We start from the raw sequence: 18,165 nt of genomic DNA, 5'->3' as shown, positions 1-18,165 counted from the left end.
TATGTCGACTGATCCACCACTATCGCGAGCAGGCTCACTCCTACACTTGACCGAGTTGAGCAAAAATAAAAAACCCGCCGATGATCACTCATCGGCGGGGTTTTTGTTAACGGCTAACGCTTAGATCGCGCCACGCTTGCGCAGCAGATCCAGCACGTGCTTGACGCTTTCTTCCAGCGACAGCGACTGGGTATCGACCACGAGGTCGGCGTCCAGCGGCACGTCGTACGGGAAGGAATCGCCCGGGATGTTGTCCCCGGCCGCCGCGTACAGGCCTTGTGGATCACGCTCGGCACAGACCGTCGGAGAGGCCTGGACGTAGACCGTCAGCAGACGCTCCTTGCCGATCAGTTCCCTGGCCTGCTCACGTCCTTCAGCACTCGGCGCAACGAAGGCTGCCAGCGTCAGAAGACCGGCTTCGTTGAACTGACGCGCAACGTGCGCCGCACGACGCCAGTTCTCGGTACGCCCGGCGCGATCCTGTGGCAGACCTTTGTTCAGGTCGTGACGCAGGTTCTGGCCATCGAGTACAAACACCGCACGGCCCATGTCGAACAGCTTGCGTTCAACCGCGTAAGCCAGGGTGCTTTTGCCGGCACCCGACAAGCCGCTGAACAACACGGTGGCCGGTTGCTGGCCGAAGCGCTGGGCGCGTTCTTCGGTGGCGACGTGCGCCAGTTTGCCGTGATGCGTGCTGGCGCCATGGCTCAACGGCTGAGCGATGATCATGCCGGCCGCGACGGTGCCATTGGTCAAACGATCGATGACGATGAACGAACCGGTGGTGCGGTTGCTCGCGTAACCGTCCAGCGCGATGGCCGCGTCGAGGCTGATCTTGACCCGGCCAATCTCGTTCAGGTTCAACGAACTGGCCGGACCTTCTTCCAGGGTGTTCACGTCAACGCGGTTGACGATGCTGGTGATCGAACCCGGCACGTACGTCGTGGCGCGCTTGATGTCGTATTTCTTGCCCGGCAGCATCGGTTCTTCGGCCATCCACACCAGCATGGCGTCGAAGGCGTCAGTCACTTGCGGCAGGTTGTCGGCATGCACCAGCAAGTCGCCGCGGGAGATGTCGATCTCGTCTTCCATGGTCAGCGTCACCGCTTGACCAGGACCTGCGTGCTCCAGCTCACCTTCGAAGGTGACGATGGACTTCACGCGGCTGCTCTTGCCCGACGGCAGCACAACGACTTCGTCGCCCTTGTGCACGACGCCGCTGGCCAGGGTGCCGGCGAAACCACGGAAGTTCAGGTTCGGACGGTTGACGTACTGCACCGGGAAACGCAGGTCGGTGTAGTTGCGGTCATTGGCGATCTCGACGGTCTCGAGAATTTCCATCAGCGACTGGCCGGTGTACCACGGCGAGCGCTCGGACTTGTTCACCACGTTGTCGCCCTTCAGCGCCGACATTGGCACGAAGGCCATGGTGGTCGGCTTGAACGCGATGCCATCGGCGAACTTCAAGTAATCGGCCTTGATCGACTCGAAGACGGTTTCGTCGAAGCCGTTGAGGTCCATCTTGTTGATGGCGACAACGATGTGCTTGATGCCCAGCAACGAGGCAATGAAGCTGTGGCGACGGGTCTGGGTCTGCACGCCGTAACGGGCGTCGACCAAGATGATCGCCAGGTCACAGGTGGACGCACCGGTGGCCATGTTGCGGGTGTACTGCTCATGGCCAGGGGTGTCGGCGATGATGAATTTGCGCTTGGCGGTGGAGAAGTAGCGGTAAGCGACATCGATGGTGATGCCCTGCTCCCGCTCGGCCTGCAAGCCGTCGACCAGCAATGCCAGGTCGATGTCATCGCCAGTGGTGCCGACTTTTTTCGAGTCGCGGGTAATGGCTTCCAGGTGATCTTCGTAGATCATTTTGGAGTCGTGCAGCAGGCGCCCGATCAGGGTGCTCTTGCCGTCGTCGACGTTGCCACAGGTCAGAAAGCGCAGCATTTCCTTGCGTTCGTGCTGGCCCAGGTAGGCGAGAATGTCCTCGCTGATCAAATCAGATGCGTGCGACATGACAACCCCTTAGAAATAACCCTGACGTTTCTTTTCTTCCATCGAGCCTGCGCCATCGTGATCGATGACCCGGCCCTGGCGTTCGGAAGTTCGCGTCAGGAGCATTTCCTGAATGATGTCGGTCAGGCTGGTGGCCTCGGACTCGACCGCACCGGTCAACGGGTAGTCACCCAGTGTGCGGAAACGGACCTTCTTCTTGACGATGCGCGCCTTGTCTTCGTCGCTCAGGTGATTGAGCAGGCGTTCGTCGTCGATCATGATCCAGGTGCCATTCATCTCGATAACGTCGCGCTCGGCGGCGAAATACAGCGGCACAATCGGGATGCCTTCGAGGTAGATGTACTGCCAGATGTCCAGTTCGGTCCAGTTCGACAACGGGAAAACACGGATCGATTCGCCCTTGTTGACCTTGCCGTTGTAGACGTTCCACAACTCGGGACGCTGGTTTTTCGGGTCCCAGCGGTGCTTGGTATCGCGGAAGGAATACACGCGCTCTTTGGCACGGGACTTCTCTTCGTCACGACGGGCACCACCAAAAGCGGCATCGAAACCGTACTTGTCGAGAGCCTGCTTGAGGCCTTCGGTTTTCATGATATCGGTGTGTTTGGCGCTGCCGTGGGTGAGCGGGTTGATACCCTGCGCAACACCCTCCGGATTCACGTGCACCAGCAGGTCAAGGCCGAGCTCTGCGACCATGCGGTCGCGGAACGCGTACATTTCCTTGAACTTCCACCGGGTGTCGACGTGCATCACCGGGAACGGCAGTTTGCCCGGGAAGAATGCCTTGCGCGCAAGGTGCAGCATCACGGCAGAGTCTTTACCGACGGAGTACAGCATCACCGGGTTATCGAACTCGGCGGCGACCTCGCGGATGATGTGGATGCTTTCGGCCTCCAGCTGTTTCAGATGCGTCAGTTTGTCGACCATGGCTACTCACGAAAACGATCTTATGGACGGCCAGCGGGCCGTGTTCGAGCGAGGAATCCTAGCACAGCGACCTCTTCTAATCAGGACGCAAGCTAGATCGAAAGGGTATATGAATATACCTGCCTGTTCGGGCGCTGCAGACTTTGTGGGAGCGAGCTTGCTCGCGATGACTTACTCACATTCAGCATTAATGTCGACTGTTACACCGCCATCGCGAGCAAGCTCGCTCCCACAGTTAACCGGATGTCCCGCAGATCCACGCTATCAAATTGGATTCGGGCAATCGATGAAGATGTGCTCAAGGGCAAAACGCCGCGCCAGATAATCCCCGAGTGCCTGCACGCCATAGCGCTCGGTCGCATGGTGACCGGCGGCGATGAAGCTGATGTCGTTTTCCCGGGCGCTGTGGAAGGTCTGCTCGGACGCCTCACCGCTGAGGTACAAGTCGACGCCAGCCAACACGGCCTGATCGATGTAACCCTGACCGCCACCGGTGCACCAGCCAACACGGCGGATCATCTCGCTGCCTTCGATCAGCAACGGCTCGCGGCCCATGACTTCTTGTACGCGACGGGCAAAATCGCGGGCCGTCACCGGCTCGTTCAATGAACCGACCAGGCCGACAACTTTGAGATTGTCCGGGTCCAATGGGCCTTCCACGGTGATATCGAGCTGACGTGCCAGCTGCACGTTATTGCCGACTTCCGGGTGCAGATCCAGCGGCAGATGGTAGGACAACAGGCTGATATCGTGCTTGAGCAGGGTTTTCAACCGACGCTGCTTCATGCCGGTGATGCACGGATTCTCGCCTTTCCAGAAATAGCCGTGATGCACCAGTACCAGGTCGGCGCTGGCTTCCACAGCGGCGTCGAGCAACGCCTGGCTGGCGGTGACGCCACTGACGATGCGCATGACCTGCGGCCGGCCTTCGACCTGCAACCCGTTGGGGCAGTAATCGGCAATCTTTGCACTGTTAAGGTAACGGTCGGCTTCTTCGACCAGGGTGCTCAAGGCGACGGCCATAAAAGACTCCTAAATATCCCGTTCAGAGGCATGCTTCGCCTCGTATAATGCGCGACATTATGGGCGGTCTCATACCGCCTGCAACCTCTCAGGACGTGCTTAATGCTCAAGGCGCTGCGTTTTTCCGGCTGGCCGCTGTTGGCCGGCGTGCTTATTGCTCTGTTAATCATCCAGCGTTACCCGCAGTGGGTCGGGCTCCCGAGCCTCGACGTCAACATGCAGCAAGCCCCGCAAACCACCACCATGCAACAGGGTCCGGTGTCCTATGCCGACGCGGTGACCACGGCCGCGCCGTCGGTGGTCAACCTGTACACCACCAAAGTCATCAACAAACCGAACCATCCGCTGTTCGAAGATCCGCAGTTCCGCCGCTTCTTCGGCGACAACTCGCCCAAACAGAAGCGCATGGAGTCGAGCCTCGGTTCCGGCGTGATCATGAGCCCGGAAGGTTACCTGCTGACCAACAACCACGTGACCACCGGTGCCGACCAGATCGTGGTGGCGCTCAAGGACGGTCGTGAAACCCTGGCGCGAGTGATCGGCAGCGACCCGGAGACCGACCTCGCGGTCCTGAAGATCGACTTGAAGAATCTTCCATCGATCACTGTCGGGCGTTCCGACAACATCCGCATCGGCGACGTAGCCCTCGCCATCGGCAACCCGTTCGGTGTCGGCCAGACCGTGACCATGGGCATCATCAGTGCCACCGGACGTAATCAGCTGGGCTTGAACAACTACGAAGACTTCATTCAGACCGACGCGGCGATCAACCCTGGCAATTCCGGTGGTGCGCTGGTGGATGCCAACGGCAACCTGACCGGCATCAACACGGCGATCTTCTCCAAGTCCGGCGGTTCGCAGGGCATCGGTTTCGCAATCCCGGTGAAACTGGCCATGGAAGTGATGAAGTCGATTATCGAGCACGGCCAGGTGATTCGCGGCTGGCTCGGCATCGAAGTGCAGCCGTTGAGCCAGGAGCTGGCGGAATCGTTTGGCCTGTCGGGGCGACCGGGCATTGTGGTCGCGGGGATTTTCCGTGACGGTCCGGCGCAGAAGGCCGGCCTGCAACTGGGTGACGTGATCCTCAGCATCGACGGCGAACCGGCCGGCGATGGTCGTCGTTCGATGAACCAGGTCGCGCGGATCAAACCGACCGACAAGGTCACGATCCAGGTGATGCGTAACGGCAAGGAGCTCAAGCTGACTGCGGAAATCGGCCTGCGTCCGCCACCGGCGCCGGTCAAAGAGAAAGAAGAAGACTGACGCTTGCCCGAGCATCTCGGGCAAACAGAAGACATTCTCATTAGTCATGTTATATTGTTTCAATATCTATATTGGAACAACATAACATGTCGTCTCGAACAATGGCCTCCGTGGCAAGTCTTGCCCTCGGTCTGCTAGGGGACCCGGTCTTCGCCGAAGAGTCCGGTCCCCTCGAACTGGACGCCATCAGCGTCACCTCCAACTACGAATCCCCCACCGGTCCGATCCAGGGCTACCGCGCCACGCGGTCTTCCAGCGCGACCAAAACAGACACCGCGATTCGCGACATCCCGCAATCCATCAGCGTGATCCCTGTCAGTGTGCTCAACGATCTGGGCAGCACCAGCGTCGAGCGTGCGCTGGATTTTGCCGGTGGTGTGTCGAAGCAGAACAACTTCGGCGGCCTGACGCTCTATGAATACAGCGTGCGCGGTTTCACCTCGTCGGAGTTCTACAAGGACGGCTTCAGCGCCAACCGCGGTTACCCGAGCACCCCGGATGTGGCCAACATCGAGCGCATCGAAGTGCTCAAAGGCCCCGCGGCAAGCCTCTATGGACGCGGCGATCCGGGCGGCACGGTGAACATCGTCACCAAGAAGCCGCAGCCCGAAGCCTTCACCACGTTGCAAACCAGCGTCGGCAGCTGGGATCGCTTTCGCACAGCGCTGGACGTCAACACGCCACTGGATAACGACGCCAATGTGCTGTCGCGAATGAACCTGGCCGTCGAGGACAACCACAGCTTCCGCGATCACATCGGCAGCCAACGAGTGTTCGTCGCGCCCTCCTTCAATTGGCAACTCACCCCAGACACAAGCCTGTTGGTGGAGAGCGAGTTCGTTCGCCACAGCTCGACTTTCGACCGCGGCATCGTCGCGCCGTACAACGCATGGAGCGGTGTTTCCCGTTCGACCTTCCTCGGCGAACCCAACGATGGCGACATTGATAACCACAACAACATGCTCCAGGCGGCCCTCGAACATCAGCTCAACGATCGCTGGAAACTGCGCCTGGCCAGTCATTACAAAGAAGGCAAACTCTGGGGCTACGCCTCCGAAAACCGCGCGTTGAATGCCGACGGCCACACCGCCAATCGACGCTATCGTGAACGCGATACGAATTGGCACGACAGCATCACTCAACTCGAACTACGTGGCTTTTTCGACATCGGTAGCTGGCAACACGAACTGCTGATTGGCAGCGAATACGAAAACTTTCGCAAGAACGAGCGGGTCACGACCATCGCTGGCGGCCCTTATGCCATCGACATTTATCAGCCGGTCTACGGTCAGCCAAAACCCGACGGCACGCGCTCCGGCACGGACTTCTTCGAACACGTCGAAAGCCATGCGCTGAACCTGCAGGATCAAATCGTCTTTACCGACAAACTGCGCGGCATGCTCGGTGCACGTTTCGAACATTTCGAACAAAGCATCGACGATCACAGTCGTGGCGCCACCCGCCGCCAGAGCCACGACGCCCTGACCCAACGGGCCGGCCTGCTCTATCAACTGACACCTGAAGTCGGGGTGTTTGCCAACGCAGCCACTTCGTTCAAACCGAACAATGGACTGGACGCTGCCGGCAAATCCTTCGATCCGGAAGAAGGTGTCGGTTATGAAATCGGGATCAAGAGCGAGCTATTCGACGACCGCTTGAGCAGCACCCTCGCCGCCTTCCATATCGACAAAAAAAACGTCCTCACCCTCGATCCGGGCACCGACACCAGCCGCGCCATGGGCAAGGCGCGAAGCCAGGGATTCGACCTGCAAGTCGCCGGGCAAGTGACCGACGCCATGCGGGTGATCGGTGCCTTCGCCTACATCGACGCCGAAGTCACCGAGGGCGACAAGGTGATTCCCACCGGCAGCCGAATCCTCGGTGTGGCCAAACGTAGTGGCAGCCTGCTCGGGGTTTATGAATTCCAGAATGGCCGTTTGCGGGGGTCGGACGTCGGCGCGGCGCTCACTTATGTCGGCGATCGCTCGGGTGAATCCGGCAGCGATTTTGAGCTACCGGCCTACCACACCGTCGACCTGCTGGCCCATTACAAGGCCAGTGAACACATCACCGTGGGCCTGAACCTGAACAACCTTTTCGACGAGAAATACTTCGAGCGCTCGTACAGCAACTACTGGGTCAACCCCGGCGAGCCTCGCAACTTCACCGTCAGCCTGACCCTTAATCTGTAATAGGAAGCCCCCATGCGACACCTCAAACCTATGGCCCTGCTCGGTCTGCTGTTCGGCCCTTTATTTACAAGCCAAGTCTCGGCCCATGGCCTGTGGACCGAACAACGTCGCGGCAATATCGAAGTGATTTACGGCCACGGTGCCGAAGACAACGCGTTCAAGGCACAGAAGATCAGCGGCGCCTGGGCGTATGACGTCAACGGCAAAATGATCCCGGTGACCGTGCAGCGCCTTGCCGATCACGCCCGTTTGCAACCGTTGAAACCACCCGCTGTGATGGCGGTGGTGCTGGACAATGGCATGTGGTCGCAAACGGCGGATAAAAAATGGATCAACGAAGGGCGCAGCAAGGTGCCTGGCGCAATCGAGTCAACGCAGACCTTCAAATACAGCCTGGCGATTTATCAGCCGGGGGCGAAGTTGCCCAAGCTTGAGCAGATGAAGTTGCTGATCCTGCCGGAGGTTGATCCGCTGACGGTCGGGCCAGGCAAGTTGCTGCCAGTGCGAGTGCTATTGGACGGCAAACCGGCAGCCGGTGTGAAGTTGGTTGGCGATTATCGCAGTGCGCCGAATACCTTGAGCACTGAAACCGATGCGGATGGCCGAGCGCAGGTGGTGGTGCGCAATGAGGGGTTGAACGTGATTTCGGCACAGATGGAGATTGTGCTGAAGGACAATCCGGATGTGGCGACGCGTGGGGTGTTCAGTTCACTGACGTTCCTGGGTGAACCGCATCACGAATAACCCACAAAACCTTGTGGGAGCGAGCCTGCTCGCGATTGGCCGTAACATTCAGCATCTATGTTGAATGTCAGACCGCCATCGCGAGCAGGCTTGCTCCCACAGGTTCGGAGTTGAATCAGAGGTCGCCGAGGCCGTCGATCAACGCCTGATTCTGCTCCGGCGTGCCAATCGAGATCCGCAGGAATTGGGCAATCCGTTCCTGTTTGAAGTGCCGAACGATCACGCCTTGCTCGCGCAACTTCGCCGCCAGCCCCGCCGCATCGTGTTTCGGATGACGGACGAAAATGAAGTTTGCCGCCGACGGCAGGACTTCAAAGCCCTTCGCTTCCAATTGCGTAATGACCCATTTACGATTCTCGATCACCAACCGGCAGGTCTTATCGAAGTACTCACGATCTTCGAACGCTGCGGCTGCACCGACATTCGCCAGGCGATCCAGCGGATAGGAGTTGAAGCTGTTCTTGATCCGCTCCAGCGCCTCGATCAGGTCCGGATGTCCCACCGCCAGCCCCACTCGCAGGCCGGCCAGCGAACGGGACTTGGACAGGGTCTGGGTCACCAGCAGGTTCGGATAACGATCCACCAGGCTGATCGCCGTCTCACCGCCGAAATCGATGTAAGCCTCATCCACCACGACCACTGAGTCCGGGCTGGCCTTGAGGATTTGCTCCACGGCGTCCAGCGCCAACAGGCAGCCAGTCGGTGCGTTCGGATTCGGGAAGATGATCCCGCCGTTCGGCTTGGCGTAGTCCGCCGGGTTGATCTGGAACTGCTCGTCCAGCGGCACCGCGTCGAAGGCGATGCCATACAACCCGCAGTAAACCGGATAGAAGCTGTAGCTGATGTCCGGGAACAGCAGCGGCTGATCGTGTTGCAGCAAACCGTGAAAGATGTGCGCCAGGACTTCATCGGAACCGTTGCCGAGAAACACCTGATTGCTCTGCACGCCGTAGTACTTGGCGACTGCTTGCTTGAGCACTTCACTGTTCGGGTCCGGGTACAGACGCAAATTGTCATTCAGTTCGGTCTGCATCGCCGCCAAGGCTTTTGGCGATGGACCGTACGGGTTTTCGTTGGTGTTGAGCTTCACCAGTTTCGCCAGTTTCGGCTGCTCGCCCGGGACATAAGGCACCAGATTCTTGACGAACGGGCTCCAGAATTTACTCATCTTCACTCCCCCTGCTCTTCATTAAAGAGCTCGTCAATGATGCGGTATTCGGCGCTGCGCGCGTGAGCGGTCAGCGACTCGCCACGGGCCAGCACGGAAGCGGTTTTGCCCAGTTCCGACGCACCTTGCTCGGAGCAGAAGATGATCGACGAACGCTTCTGGAAGTCGTACACACCCAGCGGCGAGGAGAAGCGCGCGGTGCCGGAGGTTGGCAACACGTGGTTCGGGCCGGCGCAATAGTCGCCCAAGGCTTCGGAGGTGTGACGGCCCATGAAGATCGCGCCAGCGTGGCGAATCTTCGGCAGCCAGGCCTGCGGATCAGCAACGGACAACTCAAGGTGTTCCGGTGCGATGCGGTTGGCCACTTCGATGGCTTGGTCCATGTCGCGGACCTTGATCAGCGCACCACGGCCATTGATCGACGTTTCGATGATCTCGGCGCGTTCCATGGTCGGCAGCAGTTTGGCGATGCTGGCGGCCACCTTGTCGAGGAACTCGGCATCCGGGCTGACCAGAATCGCTTGGGCGTCTTCGTCGTGCTCGGCCTGGGAGAACAGGTCCATGGCGATCCAGTCCGGATCGGTGTGACCGTCGCATACCACAAGGATCTCCGAAGGGCCGGCGATCATGTCGATGCCAACCTGGCCGAACACGTGGCGCTTGGCGGTGGCGACGTAGATGTTGCCCGGGCCGACCACTTTGTCGACCTTCGGCACGCTTTCGGTGCCGTAGGCCAGCGCGGCAACCGCTTGGGCGCCGCCGATGGTGAACACGCGGTCGACGCCGGCGATGCAGGCTGCGGCCAGCACCAGTTCGTTGATTTCGCCACGAGGCGTCGGCACCACCATGACCACTTCGGTCACACCGGCCACCTTGGCCGGAATCGCGTTCATCAGTACCGAGGACGGATAAGACGCCTTGCCGCCCGGTACATACAGGCCGGCGCGATCCAACGGCGTCACTTTCTGGCCCAGCACGGTGCCGTCGGCTTCGGTGTAGCTCCAGGAGTCCTGCTTCTGTTTCTCGTGGTAGCTGCGTACTCGGGACGCAGCTTTTTCCAGCGCTTCACGCTGAGGCACGGTGATTCGGGTCAGGGCCAGTTCCAGGCGTTCGCGAGGCAGAATCAGGTCCGCCATGGACGCGACCTGCAGGCCGTCGAACTTCTGGGTGAATTCCACCAGCGCCGCATCGCCACGCTCGCGCACGGCCTTGATGATGTCCAGCACCCGCTGATTGACCGAGTCGTCAGACACACTTTCCCAGCTCAGCAGATGATCCAGATGATGTGCGAAATCCGGGTCAGCAGCGTTGAGTCGGCGAATTGCAGTCGGTGCGGTCATAGCGAGAGCCTCATAGGAATGGCAAAAACTCAGGCGCCCTAACTTAGCAGTCGTTTCCGCTTGGGCACCTGAGATTCTGGCTATGAGGCGGATAGACGGGCGCGACTCAAGGTCGCGCAGGTGAATCAGCCGCGGTGTCGAGACTCCACTGCCTTGCGCAGGGTGTCGATCAACGCCTGGATACGGGCGTGCTGCATTTTCATTGAAGCTTTGTTCACGATCAGCCGGGAGCTGATGTCGGCAATGAAATCCTGGGGTTCCAGACCATTGGCGCGCAGGGTGTTGCCGGTGTCGACCACGTCGATGATCTTGTCTGCCAGACCGATCAGCGGCGCGAGTTCCATCGAGCCATAGAGCTTGATGATGTCGACCTGACGGCCCTGTTCGGCGTAGTAACGCTTGGCAACGTTGACGAATTTGGTCGCCACACGCAGGCGGCCCTTGGGCTCGACATCGCCGACACGGCCGGCGGTCATCAGCTTGCAGAGGGCAATTCGCAGGTCCAATGGCTCGTACAAACCCTGGCCGCCATATTCCATCAGCACATCTTTACCGGCGACGCCCAGGTCAGCGGCACCATGTTCGACGTAAGTCGGCACATCGGTGGCGCGCACGATCAGCAGACGTACATCGGCCTGAGTCGTGGGAATGATCAGCTTGCGGCTCTTGTCCGGATTCTCGGTCGGCACGATGCCCGCTTCAGCCAGAAGCGGCAGGGTGTCGTCAAGGATGCGGCCCTTGGACAGTGCGATGGTCAACATGGGAAACGTCAGTCCTTATCAGGCTACTGATGCCCGGTCGCAAATGGCGCCGGACACACATCGAGCCGGAAACGGCTCGACTTGAAACGAATTCATCCATGTGGAGTAACAGCTACTGCGCTCTGCAATCCTGCGTTGAAAACTGGCTCGAAATGCTCATTGACTAAAGTCAACTCCGCTTTCTCGCCAGTTTTCGCCTTGTCTTGCATTCGCTCGTGACGCTGTTACACCACATGGAGGGCACGTCCCTGCGCCCATGCAGCAGAAACTAGCCCGGTACGCGGCGGATCTTGGCGCCGAGCATCTGCAGTTTCTCTTCGATGCACTCGTAACCACGGTCGATGTGGTAGATGCGATCGATCAGGGTGTCACCTTCAGCGATCAACGCCGAGATCACCAGGCTGGCCGAAGCACGCAGGTCGGTGGCCATGACTGGCGCGCCCTTGAGCTTTTCGATGCCGGTAACGATGGCGGTGTTGCCTTCGACCTGGATGTGAGCGCCCATGCGGTGCAGTTCGTAAACGTGCATGAAGCGGTTTTCGAAGATCGTCTCGATCACGGCACCGGTGCCTTCGGCAATGGCGTTGAGGGAGATGAACTGCGCTTGCATGTCGGTCGGGAATGCCGGGTACGGAGCGGTGCGCACGTTTACGGCTTTTGGCCGCTTGCCGTGCATGTTCAGCTCGATCCAGTCTTCGCCGCAGGTGATTTCGGCACCCGATTCCTTGAGTTTCTCAAGAACGGCTTCGAGGATGGTCGGATCGGTGTCCTTGACCTTCACACGACCGCCGGTTACAGCAGCTGCGACCAGGTAAGTGCCCGTCTCGATACGGTCAGGCATCACTTTGTAAGTGGTCGGGTGCAGACGCTCGACGCCATCGATGGTGATGGTGTCGGTGCCGGCGCCAGTGATCTTGGCGCCCATGGCGATCAGGAAGTTCGCCAGGTCGATGACTTCAGGCTCGCGAGCGGCGTTTGCCAGAACGCTGCGCCCCTTGGCCAGAGCGGCCGCCATCATGATGTTTTCGGTACCGGTCACACTGACGGTGTCGAAGAAGAAGTGCGCACCGCGCAGGCCACCTTCAGGCGCCTTGGCCTTGATGTAGCCACCTTCGACGTCGATGACCGCGCCCATGGCTTCGAGGCCACGAATGTGCAGGTCAACCGGACGCGAACCAATGGCGCAACCGCCAGGCAGTGCGACTTCGGCTTCACCGAAACGGGCAACCATCGGGCCCAGCACCAGGATCGACGCACGCATGGTTTTCACCAGTTCGTACGGAGCGATCAAGGTCTTGATGGTGCGCGGGTCGATTTCAACGCTGAGTTTCTCGTCGATCACCGGCTCGATGCCCATACGACCGAACAGCTCGATCATGGTGGTGATGTCGTGCAGGTGCGGCAGGTTGGCCACGGTCACCGGGCCATCACACAGCAGAGTTGCAGCCAGGATCGGCAGGGCAGAGTTCTTTGCCCCGGAGATGCGGATTTCGCCATCAAGACGAACGCCACCGGTAATTATCAATTTATCCATAAGAATCTCGACGCCCTTGGGCTCAGGTGCGCTCGGCCCAGGCCGCGCTGCTGAAAAATTTCATAGTGACCGCATGGATGCTGCCATCGGTGATCCATGGGTTCAAATGGGCATAGATCTGCTGCTGACGCTTCACCGGGCTCAACGCCGCCAGTTCATCGCTAATCACGTTCAGCTGAAAGTTGCAGCCTTCGCCTTCAACTTCTACCTGAGTCCCAGGCAGCTTTCCTTCAAGAAAGCTCTTCACTTCTACGGCCTGCATGCTCAACCTCAATCGGCGCCCTGTGCGCGCGGGTCGGACATCATACAAAAAAGCCCCGCGCCTGCGAACCCCGCGAAGCAGGACTCTGACGGGGGGCTTCTTTATAGATGCGGTTAGGGATGCGCCAACAGCTCGGTCAATTCGCTGACCTGAGCGATTTCGCGCATGTCTTCTGGCATCCCACGGATGCTCAACGCCTTGCCGGCCGCCTCTGCATCACGCATGAAGCACAACAGCAGCGACAAGCCGACACTGCTGGATTTCAACACTGCCGAGCAATCGACCACCAGTGCAGCGGCCTTGCTGGCTTTGATCAGCGCCTGCCCCTGCTTGCGCAAGCCGGGGCCGGTGCGGTAATCCAGCATGCCGCTAAGCGTCAGCTCGCCGGATTCGCTCATGCGAATGGCCGACACACTCATTGAGCTTGCGTCTCGGTAGTTTGCTTCTGACTGGCTTCCTTGGCTTTGGCGACTTCCCCGGCCCAACCATTGATGGTCTTGTCCAGGTCGTTGCCATTGCGCTGCATCGCATCAGCGAACTGATCACGGAACAGCTTGCCGATGTTAATGCCGTTGATGATCACGTTGCGCAATTTCCACTCGCCATTGATCTTTTCGAGTGTGTAAGACACAGGATAGATCGCGCCGTTGCTGCCTTTGACCGTCATGGCGACGCTTGTACGGTCGCCCGACTCATCCTTGGCAGGGTCGACAACGATCCCCTGATTGTTGTATTCGAGCAAAGCGTTGCCATAGAACTGGAACAGACCCTTTTTGAAGTTTTCTTCAAAGGTCTTCATTTGCGCAGGCGTGGCTTTGCGCGAGTATTTGACCGTCATGATGCTCTTGGAAATGCCCTCGGCATCCACAACAGGTCCGACGATGGTGTCCAGTGCGGTATAAAAGTCTTTCGGGTCCTGCTTGTACTTCTCTTTATTGGCCGCCAGATCGGCAAGCAACCGATTGGTGGTGTCCTGTACCAGTTCGTGCGCGGAAGGCGCCGCCACGGCGTTAGCCATCAACGGCAGGGCCGCGAGCAATACCAACAGGCCACGTCGCAAGGTAGAGATCATTTAAAAGCTCCTCATTTGGCGTCTTTACTAACGGTATTGAGCAGAAACTTACCGATCAGGTCTTCGAGTACCAGCGACGACTGCGTGTCGTGGATGGTTGCACCCTCCTTGAGCAAGGTTTCTTCCCCGCCCACGCTGAGACCGATGTACTTCTCGCCCAACAGCCCAGCGGTCAGGATAGATGCAGTGGAGTCAGTCGGCAGGTTATCTACGCGTTTTTCCAGCTGCATGGTCACTCGACCGGTAAAACTGTCGCGATCCAGATCGATCGCCGTGACCTTGCCGATGGTCACACCGGCCATGGTCACTTTAGCTCTGACAGTCAAACCGGCGATATTGTCGAAATACGCATAAAGTTTATAAGTGTCGGTGGTTGCGCTCGGGGACAGGCCACTCACCCGCAACGCCAGCAACAGCAAAGCCAGGATGCCAGCCAGCAAGAAAAGGCCGACACCGATTTCCAGGGTGCGGTTTTGCATCAGAAATCTCCAAACATCAAGGCGGTCAGAATAAAGTCCAGGCCGAGTACAGCCAAAGAGGCATACACCACGGTCTTGGTAGTGGCACGACTGATCCCCTCGGAAGTGGGCTCGCAGTCATAGCCTTGGAATACGGCGATCCAGGTCACGACAAAGGCGAAAACGATGCTTTTGATGATGCCGTTGAGCACATCGTCAGCAAAGGTCACGCTGTTCTGCATGTTGGACCAGTAGGAACCTTCATAGACACCCAGCCAGTCGACGGCCACCCACGAACCACCCCAGATTCCCACCACGCTGAAGATCATCGCCAGCACCGGCAGGGAAATGAAGCCGGCCCACAGGCGCGGGGCAATGATGTACTTGAGCGGGTCGACACCAATCATTTCCAGACTGGACAACTGCTCGGTGGACTTCATGTTGCCGATTTCGGCAGTCAATGCCGAACCGGCGCGCCCGGCGAACAACAACGCCGTGACCACGGGCCCCAGTTCGCGCAACAGCGTCAGCGCAACCATCTGGCCGACCGCCTGTTCCGAACCGTAGCTGGATAGAATATTGAAGCCTTGCAGCGCCAGCACCATGCCGATGAATACCCCGGAGACCACGATGATCACCAGGGACATCACGCCCACCGAATGCAGTTGCTTGATCAGCAAGCCAAAACCGCCGCCAATGCCGCCACGGCCAAGCAAGGCATGAAACAGGAATATCGCCGAACGGCCAAACACTCCCAGCACGTCAATGCCAGAGTGGCCGAACCGGCGAACCCGTTCTATTAGTGAAATCTTGCGCATCAACGCTGCCCCAGAAGATCTGCGCGGTAATCCGTCGCTGGAAAGTGATAGGCGACCGGACCGTCAGGCTCGCCTGTCATGAATTGACGGATGCGTGGCTCCTGCGAGTTCATCAGTTCCTCGGGAGTACCCTGCCCCAACACTTGGCCTTCGCCGACGACATAGATGTAATCGGCGATGCTCGCGGTCTCGGCCAGGTCGTGGGAGACCACGATACTGGTGATGCCCAGCGCATCGTTGAGCAGGCGGATCAGGCGTACCAGTACGCCCATGGCGATGGGGTCCTGGCCGACAAAGGGCTCGTCATACATGAGTATCTGCGGATCGAGGGCAATCGCCCGGGCCAGCGCGACGCGACGCTTCATGCCGCCGGACAACTCGTCAGGCATCAGGTCGATGGCGCCACGCAAGCCCACGGCCTGCAATTTGAGCAGGACAATGTCCCGGATCATTTCTTCCGGCAGTTCGGTATGAACGCGTAGCGGAAAGGCGACGTTCTCGAACACATCAAGATCGGTGAACAGCGCACCACTCTGGAACAGCACGCCCATGTGCTTTCGCGCATCGAACAGATCACTGCGCGACAGTTTCGGCAGGTTCTGTCCATTGACCCAGACATCGCCTTTGGTGGGCCGCAACTGTGCGCCCATCAGCCGTAACAGCGTAGTTTTGCCACACCCGGAAGGCCCCATGATGCCGGTGACCTTGCCGCGCGGGATACGTATATCGACGTTATTGAAAATGCTGCGCGTTCCGCGCTTGAAGGTCAGTCCCTTCAGCTCGACCGCGTAGGCTTTATCGGCACTCATCTAATCTCCTTGCGATGCAGCCTCTCACTCGGACGCCTGACTTTCTGGCGAAAGCACATACCTCCCGGGCAGGCCGAACTGGCGGCGAACTATATCACTGCAAAGGCCAAGCGCCCAAGGCCCAAGCCGGGCCATGTTGAGCAACATGACGGGGTAAAAGCGTCTATTTAGGGGTATTGGGTATCAGGGAATGACAAAGCGCGACGAACTTGCGTGAGGGTTTCGATCATTACCGTTATAATCGCCGCCTTTTCATCAGGCTATACGATTTCTGACATGAGCCAATCCAGCGACCTGATTCAATCAGCACAACGCACCATCCGCCTCGAACTGGAAGCCGTACAAGGCTTGTTGCCCCGTATCGACGCAGATTTCGTACGCGCTTGCGAGATGATTCTGGCCAGCAAAGGGCGCGTGGTCGTGGTCGGCATGGGCAAATCGGGGCACATCGGCAACAAGATCGCCGCCACCCTGGCCAGTACCGGCACCACGGCTTTTTTCGTGCACCCGGCCGAAGCCAGCCACGGCGATATGGGCATGATTACCCGCGACGACATCATCCTGGCGCTGTCAAACTCCGGCTCCACCAATGAAATCGTCACCCTGCTGCCGCTGATCAAGCGCCTGGGCATTCAATTGATCAGCATGACCGGCAACCCTGATTCACCGCTGGCGAAGGCTGCCGAGGTCAACCTCAACGTGCACGTCGAGCACGAAGCCTGTCCGCTCAACCTGGCACCGACCTCGTCGACCACTGCCGCGCTGGTCATGGGCGACGCCCTGGCCGTTGCGCTGCTGGAAGCCCGCGGTTTTACCGCTGAAGATTTCGCCTTTTCCCACCCCGGCGGCGCGCTTGGCCGACGCCTGCTGCTGAAAGTGGAAACCGTCATGCACGCCGGCGCAGAACTGCCCCAGGTGCAACGTGGCACACTACTCAAGGACGCCTTGATGGAAATGACCCGCAAGGGCCTGGGCATGACCGCGATTGTGGAGGCCGACGGCAAACTGGCCGGGATCTTCACCGACGGCGACTTGCGCCGCACCCTTGACCGGACCATCGACATCCACCATACGACCATCGACGAGGTCATGACTGTTCATGGCAAGACCGCCCGGGCCGATATGCTGGCAGCCGAAGCCCTGAAAATCATGGAAGACCATCGAATCAACGCGCTGGTAGTGGTGGACAAGGAGGACCGTCCGATCGGCGCCTTCAACCTGTCCGATCTGCTGCGTGCAGGAGTAATGTGATGAGCACCGACCTGCTGCAACGCGGCAAGAACATCAAACTGGCGGTTTTCGACGTCGATGGCGTACTGACCGACGGACGCCTGTACTTCCTCGAAGACGGCAGCGAATTCAAGACGTTCAACACCCTCGACGGCCAAGGCATCAAGATGTTGATGGCAGCCGGCGTACAGACCGCTATCATCAGCGGCCGCAAGACCCCGGTGGTCGAGCGACGAGCGAAGAACCTCGGTATTCCACACCTGTACCAGGGGCGCGAAGACAAACTGGTGGTACTCGACGAGCTTCTTGCCCAACTCAACCTAAGCTATGAGCAAGTCGCCTATCTCGGCGACGACCTGCCGGACCTGCCGGTGATTCGCCGCGTTGGCCTGGGCATGGCGGTGGCAAACGCTGCCAGTTTCGTCCGTGAACACGCCCACGGCATCACCCAGGCCCGTGGTGGCGAGGGTGCCGCTCGCGAATTCTGCGAATTGATCCTGCGCGCGCAGGGCCGCCTTGATGCGGCAAACGCCGCGTACCTGTGA

The 18,165-nt window shown here is 59.2% G+C and carries 18 protein-coding genes; 5 read left to right on the top strand and 13 right to left on the bottom strand.

What is annotated here, in order from left to right; genetic code table 11:
- Window positions 1–120: 120 nt before the first annotated feature.
- The 3 genes from cysN to VD17_RS04810 all read right to left on the bottom strand — a co-directional run bounded on the left by cysN (window position 121) and on the right by VD17_RS04810 (window position 3,969).
- Window positions 121–2,019: a sulfate adenylyltransferase subunit CysN gene (gene cysN / locus VD17_RS04820; RefSeq protein WP_046052899.1), complete on the bottom strand. Its 1,899-nt coding sequence runs from the start codon at window positions 2,017–2,019 to the stop codon at window positions 121–123.
- Between the two features lie 9 nt (window positions 2,020–2,028).
- Complete coding sequence (cysD, locus tag VD17_RS04815; RefSeq protein WP_046052898.1) at window positions 2,029–2,946, bottom strand: sulfate adenylyltransferase subunit CysD; 918 nt, start codon at window positions 2,944–2,946, stop codon at window positions 2,029–2,031.
- Between the two features lie 264 nt (window positions 2,947–3,210).
- The gene (locus tag VD17_RS04810) at window positions 3,211–3,969 is read right to left on the bottom strand and encodes a Nif3-like dinuclear metal center hexameric protein (protein WP_046045869.1); all 759 of its coding nucleotides are present in this window, start codon (window positions 3,967–3,969) and stop codon (window positions 3,211–3,213) included.
- A 102-nt stretch (window positions 3,970–4,071) separates the two neighbouring features.
- Between VD17_RS04810 and algW the strand changes: the two genes are divergently transcribed.
- The 3 genes from algW to VD17_RS04795 all read left to right on the top strand — a co-directional run bounded on the left by algW (window position 4,072) and on the right by VD17_RS04795 (window position 8,168).
- Window positions 4,072–5,232, top strand: coding sequence for a Do family serine endopeptidase AlgW (algW, locus tag VD17_RS04805; RefSeq protein ID WP_046052897.1), 1,161 nt, complete (start codon window positions 4,072–4,074; stop codon window positions 5,230–5,232).
- Window positions 5,233–5,318: 86 nt separating this feature from the next.
- Window positions 5,319–7,424: a TonB-dependent siderophore receptor gene (locus VD17_RS04800; protein WP_046052896.1), complete on the top strand. Its 2,106-nt coding sequence runs from the start codon at window positions 5,319–5,321 to the stop codon at window positions 7,422–7,424.
- Between the two features lie 12 nt (window positions 7,425–7,436).
- Window positions 7,437–8,168, top strand: a complete 732-nt coding sequence (locus tag VD17_RS04795) for a DUF4198 domain-containing protein (protein ID WP_046052895.1) — start codon at window positions 7,437–7,439, stop codon at window positions 8,166–8,168.
- 115 nt (window positions 8,169–8,283) lie between these two features.
- Here VD17_RS04795 and hisC read toward each other — a convergent pair whose 3' ends face one another.
- The 10 genes from hisC to VD17_RS04745 all read right to left on the bottom strand — a co-directional run bounded on the left by hisC (window position 8,284) and on the right by VD17_RS04745 (window position 16,390).
- Complete coding sequence (gene hisC, locus VD17_RS04790; protein WP_046052894.1) at window positions 8,284–9,336, bottom strand: histidinol-phosphate transaminase; 1,053 nt, start codon at window positions 9,334–9,336, stop codon at window positions 8,284–8,286.
- Between the two features lie 2 nt (window positions 9,337–9,338).
- Complete coding sequence (gene hisD / locus VD17_RS04785; protein ID WP_046052893.1) at window positions 9,339–10,676, bottom strand: histidinol dehydrogenase; 1,338 nt, start codon at window positions 10,674–10,676, stop codon at window positions 9,339–9,341.
- 125 nt (window positions 10,677–10,801) lie between these two features.
- The gene (gene hisG / locus VD17_RS04780; RefSeq protein ID WP_007901570.1) at window positions 10,802–11,437 is read right to left on the bottom strand and encodes an ATP phosphoribosyltransferase; all 636 of its coding nucleotides are present in this window, start codon (window positions 11,435–11,437) and stop codon (window positions 10,802–10,804) included.
- A 268-nt stretch (window positions 11,438–11,705) separates the two neighbouring features.
- Complete coding sequence (gene murA / locus VD17_RS04775) at window positions 11,706–12,971, bottom strand: UDP-N-acetylglucosamine 1-carboxyvinyltransferase (protein WP_046052892.1); 1,266 nt, start codon at window positions 12,969–12,971, stop codon at window positions 11,706–11,708.
- A gap of 22 nt (window positions 12,972–12,993) precedes the next feature.
- Window positions 12,994–13,233 carry a BolA family protein gene (locus VD17_RS04770; protein ID WP_046052891.1) on the bottom strand — a complete coding sequence of 80 codons (240 nt, stop codon included), beginning with the start codon at window positions 13,231–13,233 and terminating at the stop codon, window positions 12,994–12,996.
- A 113-nt stretch (window positions 13,234–13,346) separates the two neighbouring features.
- Window positions 13,347–13,652: an STAS domain-containing protein gene (locus VD17_RS04765; RefSeq protein ID WP_046052890.1), complete on the bottom strand. Its 306-nt coding sequence runs from the start codon at window positions 13,650–13,652 to the stop codon at window positions 13,347–13,349.
- Window positions 13,649–14,305, bottom strand: a complete 657-nt coding sequence (locus tag VD17_RS04760; RefSeq protein ID WP_046052889.1) for an MlaC/ttg2D family ABC transporter substrate-binding protein — start codon at window positions 14,303–14,305, stop codon at window positions 13,649–13,651. Before VD17_RS04760 ends, VD17_RS04765 begins: the two co-directional genes overlap by 4 nt.
- An 11-nt stretch (window positions 14,306–14,316) precedes the next feature.
- A complete protein-coding gene (mlaD, locus tag VD17_RS04755) occupies window positions 14,317–14,784 on the bottom strand; it encodes an outer membrane lipid asymmetry maintenance protein MlaD (protein WP_033057979.1) in 468 nt (155 codons plus the stop codon).
- Window positions 14,784–15,581: a lipid asymmetry maintenance ABC transporter permease subunit MlaE gene (mlaE, locus tag VD17_RS04750; protein ID WP_008150745.1), complete on the bottom strand. Its 798-nt coding sequence runs from the start codon at window positions 15,579–15,581 to the stop codon at window positions 14,784–14,786. The genes mlaD and mlaE overlap by 1 nt, the downstream gene beginning before the upstream one ends.
- Window positions 15,581–16,390 carry an ATP-binding cassette domain-containing protein gene (locus VD17_RS04745; RefSeq protein ID WP_033057984.1) on the bottom strand — a complete coding sequence of 270 codons (810 nt, stop codon included), beginning with the start codon at window positions 16,388–16,390 and terminating at the stop codon, window positions 15,581–15,583. Before VD17_RS04745 ends, mlaE begins: the two co-directional genes overlap by 1 nt.
- A 276-nt stretch (window positions 16,391–16,666) precedes the next feature.
- Here VD17_RS04745 and VD17_RS04740 point away from each other — a divergent pair, with 276 nt between their 5' ends.
- Window positions 16,667–17,641 carry a KpsF/GutQ family sugar-phosphate isomerase gene (locus VD17_RS04740; RefSeq protein ID WP_008150750.1) on the top strand — a complete coding sequence of 325 codons (975 nt, stop codon included), beginning with the start codon at window positions 16,667–16,669 and terminating at the stop codon, window positions 17,639–17,641.
- Entirely contained in the window at window positions 17,641–18,165 is a 525-nt protein-coding gene (locus VD17_RS04735; RefSeq protein WP_046052888.1) for a KdsC family phosphatase, read from the top strand. Before VD17_RS04740 ends, VD17_RS04735 begins: the two co-directional genes overlap by 1 nt.

Origin of the sequence: Pseudomonas fluorescens, assembly GCF_000968015.1 — a bacterium.
Classification (GTDB): Bacteria; Pseudomonadota; Gammaproteobacteria; order Pseudomonadales; family Pseudomonadaceae; genus Aquipseudomonas; species Aquipseudomonas fluorescens_W.
Note: the sequence above shows the minus strand (reverse complement) of the source record. Positions and strands in the feature narration are given on the sequence as shown.

Bases quoted from the DNA above. Each gene is read 5' to 3' on its own strand.
- VD17_RS04800 (WP_046052896.1), top strand. From the start codon at position 5,319: ATGTCGTCTCGAACAATGGCCTCCGTGGCAAGTCTTGCCCTCGGTCTG.
- cysD (WP_046052898.1), bottom strand. From the start codon at position 2,946: ATGGTCGACAAACTGACGCATCTGAAACAGCTGGAGGCCGAAAGCATC.
- VD17_RS04795 (WP_046052895.1), top strand. From the start codon at position 7,437: ATGCGACACCTCAAACCTATGGCCCTGCTCGGTCTGCTGTTCGGCCCT.
- VD17_RS04810 (WP_046045869.1), bottom strand. From the start codon at position 3,969: ATGGCCGTCGCCTTGAGCACCCTGGTCGAAGAAGCCGACCGTTACCTT.
- VD17_RS04765 (WP_046052890.1), bottom strand. From the start codon at position 13,652: ATGAGTGTGTCGGCCATTCGCATGAGCGAATCCGGCGAGCTGACGCTT.
- algW (WP_046052897.1), top strand. From the start codon at position 4,072: ATGCTCAAGGCGCTGCGTTTTTCCGGCTGGCCGCTGTTGGCCGGCGTG.
- mlaE (WP_008150745.1), bottom strand. From the start codon at position 15,581: ATGCGCAAGATTTCACTAATAGAACGGGTTCGCCGGTTCGGCCACTCT.
- hisC (WP_046052894.1), bottom strand. From the start codon at position 9,336: ATGAGTAAATTCTGGAGCCCGTTCGTCAAGAATCTGGTGCCTTATGTC.
- hisD (WP_046052893.1), bottom strand. From the start codon at position 10,676: ATGACCGCACCGACTGCAATTCGCCGACTCAACGCTGCTGACCCGGAT.
- VD17_RS04740 (WP_008150750.1), top strand. From the start codon at position 16,667: ATGAGCCAATCCAGCGACCTGATTCAATCAGCACAACGCACCATCCGC.
- VD17_RS04745 (WP_033057984.1), bottom strand. From the start codon at position 16,390: ATGAGTGCCGATAAAGCCTACGCGGTCGAGCTGAAGGGACTGACCTTC.
- VD17_RS04735 (WP_046052888.1), top strand. From the start codon at position 17,641: ATGAGCACCGACCTGCTGCAACGCGGCAAGAACATCAAACTGGCGGTT.
- murA (WP_046052892.1), bottom strand. From the start codon at position 12,971: ATGGATAAATTGATAATTACCGGTGGCGTTCGTCTTGATGGCGAAATC.
- mlaD (WP_033057979.1), bottom strand. From the start codon at position 14,784: ATGCAAAACCGCACCCTGGAAATCGGTGTCGGCCTTTTCTTGCTGGCT.
- VD17_RS04770 (WP_046052891.1), bottom strand. From the start codon at position 13,233: ATGCAGGCCGTAGAAGTGAAGAGCTTTCTTGAAGGAAAGCTGCCTGGG.
- hisG (WP_007901570.1), bottom strand. From the start codon at position 11,437: ATGTTGACCATCGCACTGTCCAAGGGCCGCATCCTTGACGACACCCTG.
- VD17_RS04760 (WP_046052889.1), bottom strand. From the start codon at position 14,305: ATGATCTCTACCTTGCGACGTGGCCTGTTGGTATTGCTCGCGGCCCTG.
- cysN (WP_046052899.1), bottom strand. From the start codon at position 2,019: ATGTCGCACGCATCTGATTTGATCAGCGAGGACATTCTCGCCTACCTG.